The organism is Rhodanobacter sp. KK11 (genome assembly GCF_033345435.1).
GTDB lineage: Bacteria > Pseudomonadota > Gammaproteobacteria > Xanthomonadales > Rhodanobacteraceae > Rhodanobacter.
On record NZ_JAWPMI010000002.1, the window covers coordinates 16,596 to 29,912 of the forward strand.

15 protein-coding genes are annotated in these 13,317 nt (G+C 61.1%); 13 read left to right on the top strand and 2 right to left on the bottom strand.

The features are described from left to right. Window positions 1–186 precede the first annotated feature (186 nt). Window positions 187–618 carry a hypothetical protein gene (locus R5H19_RS06490; protein ID WP_318158175.1) on the top strand — a complete coding sequence of 144 codons (432 nt, stop codon included), beginning with the start codon at window positions 187–189 and terminating at the stop codon, window positions 616–618. A gap of 537 nt (window positions 619–1,155) precedes the next feature. Here the strand turns inward: R5H19_RS06490 and R5H19_RS06495 are convergent. Next, window positions 1,156–1,341, bottom strand: coding sequence for a hypothetical protein (locus R5H19_RS06495; protein ID WP_318158176.1), 186 nt, complete (start codon window positions 1,339–1,341; stop codon window positions 1,156–1,158). 42 nt (window positions 1,342–1,383) lie between these two features. Here R5H19_RS06495 and R5H19_RS06500 point away from each other — a divergent pair, with 42 nt between their 5' ends. The 8 genes from R5H19_RS06500 to R5H19_RS06535 all read left to right on the top strand — a co-directional run bounded on the left by R5H19_RS06500 (window position 1,384) and on the right by R5H19_RS06535 (window position 6,723). After that, the gene (locus R5H19_RS06500) at window positions 1,384–1,644 is read left to right on the top strand and encodes a hypothetical protein (protein WP_318158177.1); all 261 of its coding nucleotides are present in this window, start codon (window positions 1,384–1,386) and stop codon (window positions 1,642–1,644) included. 1,012 nt (window positions 1,645–2,656) lie between these two features. Next, window positions 2,657–3,022 carry a hypothetical protein gene (locus tag R5H19_RS06505; protein ID WP_318158178.1) on the top strand — a complete coding sequence of 122 codons (366 nt, stop codon included), beginning with the start codon at window positions 2,657–2,659 and terminating at the stop codon, window positions 3,020–3,022. A gap of 71 nt (window positions 3,023–3,093) precedes the next feature. Then, a complete protein-coding gene (locus R5H19_RS06510) occupies window positions 3,094–3,531 on the top strand; it encodes a hypothetical protein (RefSeq protein WP_318158179.1) in 438 nt (145 codons plus the stop codon). Window positions 3,532–3,852: 321 nt separating this feature from the next. After that, entirely contained in the window at window positions 3,853–4,143 is a 291-nt protein-coding gene (locus R5H19_RS06515; RefSeq protein WP_318158180.1) for a hypothetical protein, read from the top strand. Between the two features lie 54 nt (window positions 4,144–4,197). Continuing rightward, on the top strand, window positions 4,198–4,506 hold the full coding sequence (locus tag R5H19_RS06520) for a hypothetical protein (RefSeq protein ID WP_318158181.1): 309 nt from the start codon (window positions 4,198–4,200) through the stop codon (window positions 4,504–4,506). Between the two features lie 55 nt (window positions 4,507–4,561). Continuing rightward, window positions 4,562–4,852 carry a hypothetical protein gene (locus tag R5H19_RS06525; RefSeq protein ID WP_318158180.1) on the top strand — a complete coding sequence of 97 codons (291 nt, stop codon included), beginning with the start codon at window positions 4,562–4,564 and terminating at the stop codon, window positions 4,850–4,852. 177 nt (window positions 4,853–5,029) lie between these two features. Next, window positions 5,030–5,812 (top strand): hypothetical protein, encoded by a 783-nt coding sequence (locus R5H19_RS06530; protein ID WP_155950232.1) that lies wholly within the window; start codon window positions 5,030–5,032, stop codon window positions 5,810–5,812. Window positions 5,813–6,294: 482 nt separating this feature from the next. Further along, a complete protein-coding gene (locus R5H19_RS06535; RefSeq protein ID WP_318158184.1) occupies window positions 6,295–6,723 on the top strand; it encodes a DUF4431 domain-containing protein in 429 nt (142 codons plus the stop codon). A 691-nt stretch (window positions 6,724–7,414) separates the two neighbouring features. Here the strand turns inward: R5H19_RS06535 and R5H19_RS06540 are convergent. Further along, complete coding sequence (locus R5H19_RS06540; RefSeq protein ID WP_318158185.1) at window positions 7,415–8,929, bottom strand: IS1182 family transposase; 1,515 nt, start codon at window positions 8,927–8,929, stop codon at window positions 7,415–7,417. Window positions 8,930–10,046: 1,117 nt separating this feature from the next. Here R5H19_RS06540 and R5H19_RS06545 point away from each other — a divergent pair. The 4 genes from R5H19_RS06545 (at window position 10,047) to R5H19_RS06560 (ending at window position 13,310) form a co-directional block, all read left to right on the top strand. Beyond that, complete coding sequence (locus tag R5H19_RS06545; protein ID WP_318158186.1) at window positions 10,047–10,433, top strand: cupin domain-containing protein; 387 nt, start codon at window positions 10,047–10,049, stop codon at window positions 10,431–10,433. Then, the gene (locus R5H19_RS06550; protein WP_318158187.1) at window positions 10,430–11,023 is read left to right on the top strand and encodes a GNAT family N-acetyltransferase; all 594 of its coding nucleotides are present in this window, start codon (window positions 10,430–10,432) and stop codon (window positions 11,021–11,023) included. The genes R5H19_RS06545 and R5H19_RS06550 overlap by 4 nt, the downstream gene beginning before the upstream one ends. Window positions 11,024–11,193: 170 nt before the next feature. After that, on the top strand, window positions 11,194–12,600 hold the full coding sequence (gene zwf / locus R5H19_RS06555) for a glucose-6-phosphate dehydrogenase (RefSeq protein WP_318158188.1): 1,407 nt from the start codon (window positions 11,194–11,196) through the stop codon (window positions 12,598–12,600). After that, window positions 12,594–13,310, top strand: a complete 717-nt coding sequence (locus R5H19_RS06560) for an HAD family hydrolase (protein ID WP_318158189.1) — start codon at window positions 12,594–12,596, stop codon at window positions 13,308–13,310. The genes zwf and R5H19_RS06560 overlap by 7 nt, the downstream gene beginning before the upstream one ends. Window positions 13,311–13,317 lie beyond the last annotated feature (7 nt).

Genomic DNA, 13,317 nt, shown 5'->3' on the forward strand with positions numbered 1-13,317 from the left:
CAGGGACAAACTGCAATCTGTCCTCAGTGCAGCGTAGATGCGGTTGTTGGCTTCAACGGTCCAGTCGATGCTGCATGGGTTCAAGCTGCGCATAAAAAGGGGTTCGGCTAGCATGGGTTCTAACTACTCGTTCAAGGCGGACGGCTTCGCCGCCGCTTAACTCCAGCGTTAGATGAGGAGGCTTCCGTGCGCACCTATATGCTCTTCTTTACGGCAGTTCTACTACTGGGCACCGCAGCGCAAGCTACGCAGCCTTATTCCGAGCAGTTTTCCGCCAAGTTCAAGACGGCGGTAGACAATGCAATGAGCCAACCGACTGCTGATGACCGGACCAAGCTTCTAATGGAGGCCATGCGCCGCGGGACCGACAGCGAAGTGTTTTTTGTCTTTCCACTACTTTTCCCTCGCAGGGTCATAGATGCTGCTCAAAACGCGCATGTATGTGTTGCCGAGATTTCGTCTTCAATCAATAACGGTAAAGCGTACTTGGCTGCCACTCCGGCTGAGCGAGAAGATTTTCCTCACACGCAGGCAAAGAAAATTCGCTCTGACACAGATCGTCTGATCATGTGTCTTGATCAATACTATGCCAATGGCCAGTTGCGACTTCCTTCGTAAAATCATCTAACTGATCGTTCAAGGCGGACGGCTTCGCCGCCGCTTAACTCAGGCGTTAGTCGGTAGCTCGTGTCGGTTCTTCGCGTGGTGTGTTTCGCCCAGCTTCGCGCTGGCTTGTCGTCCGTCGCCGCAGCAGCTTTTCGCGCAGTGTCGCCGCAAGCCTGAGCTTTCAGAGCTGGTAGTTTTGGGGTAGTCGGTTGCTCAAGTTTCGTGTTCGTCGTGCGCCAATATCGTCGCCCGAGCGTGCCGCGTCGCAACCGTCTAACTCCTCGTCCAAGCGGACGGCTGCGCCGCCGCTTAACTCAGGCGTTAGAGGTAGAAATGCCAGCGTTCTGCCAAGACTGTAACGCCGCCATCGATGTAACTCCGGATGCTGTGGGAGCACCTCGACCATGTCCAAGCTGCGGCTCTCTTCGACAAGTTTCCGAAGAGTCGCTAACGTCCGGATTCGTTGCCGGCGCGGAGATGCGTACAAAGGGTTACGCCGGCGGTTTGTCACGGAGCAAGGGGCTTCTCTTCGAATCTGTCAACGGCGACTCATGGAGCGTGTCTCTTCGTCGCTTCGTCAAAGTTGACCAGCTTGTTGATCACGTAGCCAAGCGTTACATCAAAAAAGTTGTAGATCCTGTCACTGGCGATGTGCTCCGCGAGGTGGATGAGCCACTTCCAGAACATCAAGGCCGGGGTTCCGCTAAGCCGCGTGACCTCTAACATTTCGTTCAAGGCGGACGGCTTCGCCGCCGCTTAACTCCAGCGTTAGGCCTTATGGATATCGACTCAATCGCACGAACGATTCTCTTAGAACTCCGAGCGAGAGTTGAGGCCGGTGGAGAGGGTGGCATGTACGGGGACCGTGGCAGGGCTCTCCACGACATAGACGCGCTCCTAGCCAACCCCTCAACAGACCAAGTGAAGTATCTGCTCCTTCCCACGGCCAACCTTCAGGAGCTCTCGATGGAGTGCGGATGGGGCCGCGAGTTCAACGAGCTCGCAACTAAACTTGAGGGTGTTTTAGATATAGCGTAGCGGGCAAATGTAGGCCGAGGCAGGCCTAACAACTCGTTCAAGGCGGACGGCTTCGCCGCCGCTTAACTCTAGCGTTAGCCCTCATGAGCCGATTCGCATATACCGTGATTCTTACGACCGTGGGCCTCCTACTCGGCGCTCACTACGTCGTTGCTGGCGGCGTCGGTCTTGGCGAAATTACGGACGCTCAAGGCAATGCGCTAATCGCTTTTTTTCAAGGCGACACCGCCCACATCGGAGATATCAAAGGTTTGCCCTTGGCTTCTCCAAGTGAGCTTGAGCCTATCCTGGTCACAACGGGCGTTCATTGCGTCCTAGCATCCAGTGCCGAGTCGCTACATCAGGTTCAATACCTGGTGGGCTCTGGAGCCACGTCACACCGTTTGGTGGTTTCCTTCACTCTGTCGCCACCGGTAGCGCCGGGACATGGTGGGGCTAGTCTCGCTTCGCTGTTAACCCACAGGCAAGTGACTCAGTATCAAATTTGGTCTTCGTCATCGTCTGTCGACCCACACGATCATGTCGTAAGCTTTAGCTCCCGTTCAAAGCATAGCGGTTGCGGGTACGCAGGCTAACCACTCGTTCAAGGCGGACGGCTTCGCCGCCGCTTAACTCCAGCGTTAGGCCCTATGAGCATGGCAACACGAATCCTTGTTCTGGCGCTCGCGCTATCGCTTCCTGCTTGGTCAGCGGCGGCTCCAGACACTCTCGAATCGAATTGGCTCGGTCTTATCAAGACAGGCCTTGGGTCGTCGTGCGCTGTATCGCTCACAAAAGTCGGCACAGTCGTTTCGGGCAACAGCGGCTTCCGCAGTGAGCAATGGTTCTTGCAAACTTGTCGCGGTCAGGCAGAGTACTGGGTTTCGTACTTTCCACCCGCAATTTTTCCAAAACGTGCTAGTCCCTACGAGGTAAAGCAGGCCTCTCCGAGCAGCTCTGCGGGCAGGCCTAACCCGTCGTCCAAGCGGACGCGCGAAAAGCCGCGCGCCGCTTAACTCCAGCGTTAGGTGCCATGGGAAGTTCGCTCGCCATTGCAGCATTCCTCGTCGGGTCATGGTTCCCCATAGCGGGCGGCACATGGACTCCCGATCAAGGTGCTGTGGCTCAGTTGCGAGCAGCGCTGCAACCATACGTGGTTGCCCAAGCGCGCGACCAGCGCCGTGAACTCAAACCTTGGTCAAGCTACTCGTTTCAGTTTCAAGGTCGTGGCAATCGAGACGGCAAATTCATCTTCATCAACGCCTTCTGCAGCGCTCCTGACGCGTATGCGGCCAAACGGTTCTTGCAAGTGCTAGACGGTGGCACCTGCTACTTCGAACTCAAATACAATCCAAAGACCAAGACGTTTTACGACCTTGGGTTCAACGGCGTAGCGTAGCGCGCTGTGGCACCTAACCCGTCATCCAAGCGGACGGCTGCGCCGCCGCTTAATTCCAGCGTTATGCCTCTATGAGCCAACATCGTCGTCCGATCTGGTTTGCCGTGCTGGTTACGCCATGGGCTGTACCGCTCACTTTTGTCCTTTGGTCAGTTTTCGCCGTTCTCTTTAAAGAGGGTACTGGCGGTCTCAAAGACTGGCCTGTTCTGTTCGCCTTCTTCGTTGTCGTTCTTGCGGTCACCTACGCGGCCATGCTCATCTTCGGCCTTCCTTACGTACTGTGTCTCAAGGCACTAGGTGTACTCACCTTTCCCCTTGTTTGCAGCGGTGCAGTCCTTGCAGCAATTATCGCCATACCATTTTTTGGCTGGCTAACTGGTCCGCACATTCCACCCAGCGGGGCAAGCATCCTGTTGTGTGGCGCGTTAGGCTTGCTTTCGGGCTTGGTCTTCTGCATCGCGGCAGGCATAACATTTCGTCCAAGCGGACGCCGTACCGGCGCCGCTTAACTCCAGCGTTAGGCCCCACAAGAAAAGGAAATCGATGCCCATGGTTCTTCTCAGGTTCTGGTTGCGGCGCTTCACTATCGTGTTCTCAATTGCGTGCACAGCGCTGGCACTTCTGGAATGGCTTCGGCACGGCGACAACCCGTCGTACCTCAGCGCACTTGGCTGGGCCGGTGCCACGGGATTGGTAGCAGCTTCAATCGCCACCTATTGGGCGTACAAGCATGGTTGTGCCATTCCTCGCCAAATATCGTAATGGTGGGGCCTAACAGTTCGTTCAAGGCGGACGGCTTCGCCGCCGCTTAACTCTAGCGTTAGAACTCAATGGCCACTGCACGCAAGATTGTTCTTCATTCGTTGCAAGGCTACCGCCCCGAACTTAGCGTGATCGTTTCGCAGTGGATCCAGGAGCGGGTCAAATATGTGGGCATCTGTGGCGTCGATGCCTCACAGATCGAGGATGTCATCGACGATCTTTGTGTCGGTGATGGTTCAAGTCCCTACTTCATGCTTACGGCGTCTCACGGCCCAGACGAAAGCCTTCAAGATGCTATCTTTCTTGCAGAGCAGCTCTCGGGTGAGCTCGCCGGCGATGTACACGTCGTTGAGTTCTAACATTTCGTTCAAGGCGGACGGCTGCGCCGCCGCTTAACTCCAGCGTTAGGCAACATGGACACGTTCCTTCTCACGGCTATCGAAGACAGCGTCCTAGCCATGGCAGAGGACGAGTTCGTCCACTTCAAGACAGCTCGGCCGGTGCTCGGCACCTACTACGAGCGCAACGTCAGCTTTCAAGAACTGTCATCCATCACCGGGCGCTTATCCGCGCTAGGACTCATACGCTGGCGCATCAATCAGCAAGGTCGCGTCTACTTCCGCACCCGGGCACCAATCAGTTCACAACACAATTGCACGGCTGCATTCACCGCCACTGCCAAAGGCAAAGAGCATCTTGCTCAGCCCCGGCACGTGGCCTAACAATTCGTTCAAGGCGGACGGCTTCGCCGCCGCTTAACTCCAGCGTTAGAACTCAATGGCCACTGCACGCAAGATTGTTCTTCATTCGTTGCAAGGCTACCGCCCCGAACTTAGCGTGATCGTTTCGCAGTGGATCCAGGAGCGGGTCAAATATGTGGGCATCTGTGGCGTCGATGCCTCACAGATCGAGGATGTCATCGACGATCTTTGTGTCGGTGATGGTTCAAGTCCCTACTTCATGCTTACGGCGTCTCACGGCCCAGACGAAAGCCTTCAAGATGCTATCTTTCTTGCAGAGCAGCTCTCGGGTGAGCTCGCCGGCGATGTACACGTCGTTGAGTTCTAACATTTCGTTCAAGGCGGACGGCTGCGCCGCCGCTTAACTCCAGCGTTAGGGCGCTACCAAATCTGGCACGATCATTGCGTGTGAAAAGTAGGTGCGTGTGTTGTTGCCACGTATCCAATCACTGCGTGGCCGCGCCGTCGGCACGCGGTCCAGACGCCTTGCACAAGGGGAATCGCCGTGAAGCTTTTAATGTTGGGAGCCGTTGCGCTCGTTCTTTGTAGCCTACAGGGTTGCGCCACCTACGGTTCACTGACCGCCGTGCCATCCCGTGGTGAGCGGTCTGTCTTTCAAGACGGCCAAAACACGATCATATCCACACAGCTAAACACGGTTGCCGTGACGCCGCGTAGCAACAGGATTAAAAGTGGGGATCAGGGTGCATTCGTAATCGCCGTACACAACGGGCTGACAAATGACTTGGTCTTCTCAACGGAAAACGTATCTGCGTCCGATACGGTAAATGGGCGAGTGGAAGCACTACACGTTTATACCTACGACCAGCTAGTAGCACAAGAAAAGCGGCGTCAAGCATGGGCGGCATTTGCCGTCGCGCTCGCTGGCGCTACGGACTCAATAAACGCAGCGAATGCTGGGTATTCACATACCTACGGAACCTATTCGGGGTCCGCATATGCCAGCAATGGTGTAAGCGCCTACGGGTATGGAAATTATTCGAGCACCACATACAATTATGCCGCAGCGCAGGCGGCGCAAAATGTAGCAAATGCCAACACTAGCGCACGATTTGCAGCATTGGCAGAACAAGGGCAGGAGAACTTACGGGCCTTATCGTCAACGATACTCAAGAAGCAAACCGTGTTTCCTGGGACGTGGTACGGTGGCGTTGTGATGGTGTCGTTACCGAGTGTTACCAGCACACGGCAGCAGGTCCGATTGGACGTGGAAGTCGGTGGCGAGCATCACGAGTTTCTGTACAACCTCGAAAAGGCGAGCAACTAATGCGCGCCTAACTATTCGCTCAACCGGACGCAAACCCGCTGCGCGGGTTCGCGCCGGTTAGCTCAAGCGTTAGGCCGCTAAACAGCATCGCAAGGGGGATAACATGCTTAAGACATCGCTACTCAGAACAGCCGTTGCCGCTTCCGTAGTTCTGTCGTTAACAGCTCTCGCCGGCTGCACTACCGTGACCCGCCGAGATGGATCTACCGTCCGGATACCTGCGGCCGGATATGTCGGCTCAATGGCTGCGGCAAACATATCCTGCCAAGACAACGTGCAAGCACTTTCTTCCGAGAACGCAACCCTCCGCGCACAGGTAGCGGAGTTGCAGGCCAAGCTCGCCGTATCCCATCCATGACACTTGGCGGCCTAACATTGCGTTCAAGCCGAAATTGCATCGCTACGCCGTCAACATGGCAGGTACAGCTTGCCATGTTGACGGCTACGCGCTGCAATTCGGCTTAACTTGAGCGTTAGCGCCGATGAAAACCCAAAACTTCTTCTTTGCTGCCGCAATCTTGCTTGCCTTTACACCGCAAAAGGTGATTTCGGCATGTTTGTCATACCCGCCCGCTATTTCTGTCATAACCGGGACGCTCGTGCGGCTAACATTTCCAGGCAGACCAAACTTTGAAAGCGTCGGAGCTGGAGACGAGCCCGAGACTGGCTTCTACCTCCAATTGAAGTCTCCGATCTGTACCATTGGCGAGTTGGGCTCAAGCGTTTCCGAGCCAAGGCAGAACGTCACCTTGGTGCAGCTCATCTTGCAACAGCGACAGTACGAGCAACTAAGTCCAGAGCTGGGTCAGTCCGTGACTTTAGAGGGTAAACTTTTATCAGCGTTTACAGGCCACCACCACGCGCCGCTCCTGTTGGATAACCCGTCACTTGTGCAAAAAGCCGTGCGCTAACAATTCGTTCAAGGCGGACGGCTTCGCCGCCGCTTAACTCCAGCGTTAGGCCGCTATGGATAAATTCTGGTGAACCAAGCCCTCGCAAATGAAATTCTCCGGCTCGGCGGCGACCCGACAGATGAAATTTGGCTTTGGCTTGTAACCCGCGGGCCACAAGGCCCTTCCTTCACGTGGGGCCAGACACGCAGCGAGCCCGCCGGTTACGTCGGCGTCACTCACCTGCAAGACATTGTCGGAGAGCTCGCCTCATCAATTCCGTCCTTTAAAGAGCGCGCTGTTCTTGCTGTCAACGCTGCCATGCAATCGGAACTACCTGAACTGGCTAGGCGCGCCATCCAAGTCGCAGCAGTGATTGGTGGCAACCGCGAGCTGCAGCTCGTCAAGGACCTTGCGTCCAGCCAAGACTCAGCCGTAGCCTCTGACGCTAGGGCTTGTGCCTTTTACCTCAAGGGTCGCTGCTAGCGGCCTAACAATTCATTCAAGCCGACGCCGCTTCGCGGCGCGGCTTAATTCAGGCGTTGAGGCTGTAGAAAAACCCCTTTGCACGGACGGACAGACGGCCAAAATAACGGCTGTTGCATCTCGTCACTCGACGGCGTGGTTTCCAGGGACTTCGCGTTGCGGGTTGCCGGCTTGATCTGGCGCGGTGGGTAGGCGTCCAAGGCGGCCATGGCGCGCCTTGTGCCGCTCAGGCCGCCTTGCGGCAGTTCGCCCACTTCTCGATGTTGTGGACCAATGCAAACAACTTCCATTGGCCATCCACCTTCGCCTGGCCGCGAAGGGTGAAGCGGTTGAGTCGCTTGTTGGCGCGCACGTTGCCGAAGACGGGTTCGACGGTGGCGAATCGTCGCCCGTACTGTTCGCGTCCCCACGCGCTGTCGATGCGCTCGCGCATGCGCTGGCTGTGGGTGGGTTCGGCCTTGCGGGTGAGTACGGCGACTTGTCGCGAGCGCGTGGTCTCAGGTTTTCGCAAGCACGTCGTACGCAGCGGGCAACCTTGGCAGGCAGCTTCTGGTGCGCGGAACTTGATCGCGGCATAGCCGCCGATCGTGCAGTCCTTGCCGTTGCGATGCAGGCGTTTCCCGGCCGGGCAGATCGCATAGGTCTGGTCCGGCGCGATGATGAAATCCTCGCTGCCGAACAGGCGCGGCTTGGTCGGTTGGCGTGTCTTGTCGTGCAGTGGATCGGGCTTGGCCAGGTGCTTGTCCTGCCCGGCGAAACGTTCGTCGCGCCGGCGCATGGCGTTGTCGGCGATCAACGCGTCGATGTGCTTTTCGGCCAGCGCCACGAGGTTGGCCTCGGAGTGATAGCCGGCATCGGCGGTGATCAGCGTGGTGGCCGTGCGCTGCCCGGCGCAGGCTTCCAGCACAGGGAGCAACAGTTCCTGTTCCGCGCCGGTACCGTGAGCCGAAGCCTCGACGATGACCTGATGCCTGGCATCGACCACGGCCACGCCGCAGTAGCCCTGGATCACGCCCTTGTCGGTGGCCAGCTTGGCCGATTCGTTGTCGGTGCGATTGGACTTGCGAACCTTGCCGCGCGAACCGGGTCGATCTTCCGGATGATCGGCCAGCCATCGGCGAATCTTCGTTGCCTCGCGAGTAAGGCGCTCGATGCGTTCGGCGGCCTTGGCATCCCGCGCGCCTTCGGCCGCGCCGGCATCGTTGAGCTGGTGGCGCTCCAGCATGGTGGTCGCCGCGCGCTCCATCTTCTGCGCCTGCGCGAGGAACTCGGCGCGGGTGCCGGAGCGATGTTTGGAGGCGTTGGAGGGCAGCTTCACGCCATCGATGGCGAACATCTCGCGACCGATCAGGCCTTCTCCATCAAGCAGGGCGAGCACCTGGGCAAAGACGCTCGCGATCGCCTCGCGCGAGCGGCTGACGAAGTCCGCGATGGTGGTGAAGTGCGGCTTGGCGTCGCCGGTCAGGGCGATGAACAGCACGTTGTCGCGGCAGGCGCGCTCGATCGCGCGGGAGCTCACCATGCCTTGGGCATACGCCAGCAGCACGGCCTTGAGCAACATCGTCGGCGCATGGGCCGGCGCGCCGCTGTCGTCATTGCGGTAATGCGCATCGAAGGCGGACAGATCCAGCTGATCGACCCGGTGGTGCACGGCATGGGCAAATGATCCCGGCACCAGCTGCGCCTGCAGATCCACCGGCAACAGCCGCGGACTCATGTCGATGTGCCGGTAACGCGCCATGCCGATCCCCTTGTCCACGTGGGGGTATTGAAGCAAGATCGGCGGAGGTTTTTCTACAACCTCGTTAGCTCTGACATGATCCTCCGCCAAGCCAGCTTCTATGTCGCACTGTTAGCCACGTCAGCGGCTTGTCATGCGACAGATTCAGCGCAGCAAGATGTGCCGGTGCTTTCGGCTATCGCGCAGGCAGAGTGTTCTCGTGCCACAGGACAACCTGACGGCAAGTATCAAGTTATCCCGGACCAAACTGACACAATCGTCGTTACGTCGTTCCCGGAAACCCTTGACCGTGATGCCATAAAGTCGTTAAGAGCGCGCAACACATCCCCGCATCGGCTCCCGAACATAAGCCTCTGTCCATCAGTCAGGCTGGCCTCTGATCGCAGCTTAAACAGCGCAATGAAGCGAAAGACGGTAGATGGCACCCGTGCGGGATGGGATGGCTTCTACCGAACCTTTCCAGGGTCAAGCGGCATCCTCAGCCTGTCGTTGCCTGGTTACTCAGCGAATGGCAACCTTGCAATTGTTCAAGTTGCTTACGCCTGCGGCCCTCTTTGTGGTGCCGGATTCTATTGGGTTCTCGAATATGTCGAGGGGCGGTGGGTCATCAAGGAGCGTAGCTCGGCTTGGATTAGCTAACTAATCGTCCAAGCGGACGCGCGTCCCGCGCGCCGCTTAACTCCTCCGTTCCGCAAGGGGATTTCCTTTGGTCATAACCGGTCTTGCTGAGTCGATGCTGCCGACCCGGACCTATGGATAAACCGCACCCGAAGACCTCTTTCGTTCATCGGACTGTCCGGTGCCCGGGGATCAGCCGAAGCGCCGTTTGGACGTCCATCTAGTTAGTCAGGTTCTCCTCTGGTCGGTCTGAACCGTTTTTACCGTGCGGCGCTGACGGTGGAATGAAAGCGGATGGCTCGGATCGCCCGGCGCGTTGGCGCACGGGATGGACCAGGCATGAGGCTTTCACGCCGGGCCCGCAGGCCGCTGGCGGTCGACACGTCGTGCCCGAGTGGCGTCGTGCACGCCGGTGCCGCGAGGGTTCGACGCGTGTCAGACTGCATCCGTGCGCACTGCATGCGCAGCGCGCCGACCGAGGAATCGCACCGGAGGCACCATGGGCAAACAGACCACTGCTGCTGAAACGCGGGGCGTCACGGTCCAGCTGCTGGCGAGCATGGACCTGGGCGCGGAAATCGAGGGCATGGCGGGACGCCAGTTGCGCATGCGCAAGGTCACCATCGCGCCGGGCGGAGTGTTCGGGCCCGTGCACGATCACCGGGACCGGCCAGGCCTGGTCTACATCCTGCAAGGGACGATCACCGATCATCGCGACGGCGTCGCCACCGACTACGGCCCCGGCCTCGGCTGGCCGGAGGACCGGCACACGCTCCACTGGCTGGAGAACCGCGGTGCGCTGCCGGCGGTGGAAATCTCCATCGACATCGTGCGGCAACCGGCGGAGCCGGCGGCCAAGGCCGACGCTGCCGGACCGGCCCGGTGAGCGCTGCCGACGCGGGGCAGGGCGTGGCCGGGCGGATTGCGACGAGCTGCCTGCTGCGCGAAGGGGACGTCGTCGTCCGGCCACTGGCGCCGGCCGATGCGGAACCGCTGTACCGGGCGGTGCGCAGTTCACTGGAGTCGCTGTCGTACTGGCTGCCCTGGTGCCGCCACAACTACGCGCTGACGGATGCAACCGCCTGGGTCGAGCACAGTCTTGCGTGCTGGGCGGCCGGGTCGGAGTTCCCCCTGGGCGTGTTCGATGCGGCCGGCGCGCTGATCGGCGGCACCGGGGTGAGCCGCATCGACCGCGCGCACGGCGTGGGCAACCTCGGCTACTGGGTGTGCGACGGCGCAAGGAATCGCGGCGTGGCCACGCGGGCCGCCCGCGCCGCCGCCCGGCTGGGTTTCGACGTGCTCGGCCTGACCCGGCTGGAGATCGTGGTGCTGCCGCACAACACGGCCAGCCAGCGGGTAGCGGAGAAGCTGGGCGCGCTGCGTGAGGTGGAGGCGCGCAACCGCGTGCTGTTCCATGGCCGGCCCGAGCGCGCGGTGGTCTACTCGCTGATTCCCGACGATCTGGTCGATGGCTGACGCGCATGGTCGGCCACGCCGGCAAGGCCTGGCTTATGCATCGACTTAACCTGCCGCCGCGCACGCTGCCACGCGAACCTGGTGTCCGGCAGCGCGGTGCAGCGCCGCCGCGGCGCACCGACTGACCCGCGCCGGCCCCGCGCCGCCGCTCCCAAGGAGTACACCCCGCCATGCCGACTCCCCGCTCGGATGCCCTGGTCTTTTTCGGCGCCACCGGCGACCTGGCCTACAAGAAGATCTTTCCGGCATTGCAGGCGATGGTGCTGCACGACGGGCTGGAGCTGCCGATCATCGGCGTGGCGCACTCGGGCTGGACCACCGAGCGGCTGCGCCAGCGCGCGCACGACAGCCTGGCGCAGGCGGCGCGCGAGCAGGGCGGCGCGGTGGACGAGGCCGCCTTCGCGCAGCTGGCGGCGCGGCTGCAGTATGTGGACGGCGACTACAACGACGCGGCCACGTTCGCGCGGCTGAAGCAGGCGCTGGGCGCGGCGCAACGGCCGCTGCATTACCTGGCGATCCCGCCGAAACTGTTCGCCGTGGTGGCGAAGAACCTCAAGCAGGCCGGCTGCGCGGAGAACGCACGGATCGTGGTGGAGAAGCCGTTCGGCCGCGACCTGGCCTCGGCGCAGGCGCTCAACCGCACGTTGCACGCGGTGTTCCCGGAGGAGGCGATCTTCCGCATCGACCACTACCTGGGCAAGGAGCCGGTGCAGAACCTTCTGTATTTCCGCTTCGCCAACACGGTGCTGGAGCCGGTGTGGAACAACCGCTACGTGGACCGCGTGCAGATCACCATGGCCGAGCAGTTCGGCGTGGACGGCCGCGGCGCGTTCTACGAAGGCGTCGGCGCGATCCGCGACGTGCTGCAGAACCATCTGCTGCAGGTGACCTCGCTGCTGGCGATGGACGCGCCGATCGGCAGCGATCCGGCGGCACTGCGCGCGGAGAAGCTGCGGCTGTTCCGCGCGATGCGCCCGCTCGACCCGGCCGAGGTGGTACGCGGCCAGTACAAGGGCTACCGCGTGGTCGACGGCGTGGCCGCCGATTCCCAGGTGGAGACCTTCGTGGCGCTGCGCCTGCACATCGACACCTGGCGCTGGGCCGGCGTGCCGTTCCACATCCGCGCCGGCAAGAAGCTGCCGGTCACCACCACCGAGGTGATGGTGGACATGAAGACGCCGCCGCTGTCGGTGTTCGACGCCGTCGGCGCGGCGCAGTCGAACTACTTCCGCTTCCGGCTCAGCCCGCAGGTGGTGATCGCCGCGGGCATGCGGGCGAAGCTGCCCGGCGAGGAGATGCGCGGCGAAGCGGTGGAACTGGTCGTGCGGCACGACCAGGCACCGGAGAAATCGCCGTACCAGCGCCTGCTCGGCGACGCGATCCGCGGCGACAACGCGCTGTTCACCAGCGACGAATGCGTGGAGGCGGCGTGGGCGGTGGTGGATCGCGTGCTGGCCCACGAGGGCGCGGTGGACGTCTACGAGCCGGGCAGTTGGGGCCCGCCCGAAGCGGCGCGCATCGTGCGCGGCGACGAAGGCTGGCACGACCCGCGGGCGGAGGCGGGCACGCCATGCTGAGCAGCCCTGCCGCCGAAGCCGCCGCGGTGGTGTTCCTGCTCGACGTGGACAACACCCTGCTCGACAACGACCGCTTCGGTGCCGACCTCGGCGCCACGCTGGAGGCGGCGTTCGGCGCCGGCGAACGCGAGCGCTACTGGGCGATCTACGAGGCGCTGCGCCGGGAATCCGGCGTCGCCGACTACCTTGGCGCGCTGCAGCGCTTCCGCGCCGGCCTGGACAACGACCCCTCGCTGCTGCAGATGTCGGCCTACCTGCTGGAGTACCCGTTCGCCGACCGGCTGTACCCGCACGCGCTGGAAACCGTGGCGCACCTGCGCACGCTGGGCCCCACGGCCATCCTTTCCGACGGCGACGTGGTGTTCCAGCCGCGCAAGATCCAGCGCGCCGGGCTGTGGGCCGCGCTGCGCGGCGAGGTGCTGATCTACGTGCACAAGCAGCAGATGCTGGTGGCGATGCAGCAGCGCTACCCGGCCGCACACTACGTGATGGTCGACGACAAGCCGCAGGTGCTGGCCGCGATGAAGCAGCACCTGGGCCGCAAGCTGACCACGGTGTTCGTGCGCCAGGGCCATTACGCGGCCGCCGGCGCCGGTGAAATCGTCGAGCCGGCGCCGGACCTCACCATCGCGTGCATCGGCGATCTGCGCCGGCGTAAGCTTGAAGACTTCCTGCCGAGCGCGCCCGCGATCAACCTGCCGGCAGACTGAAATCATC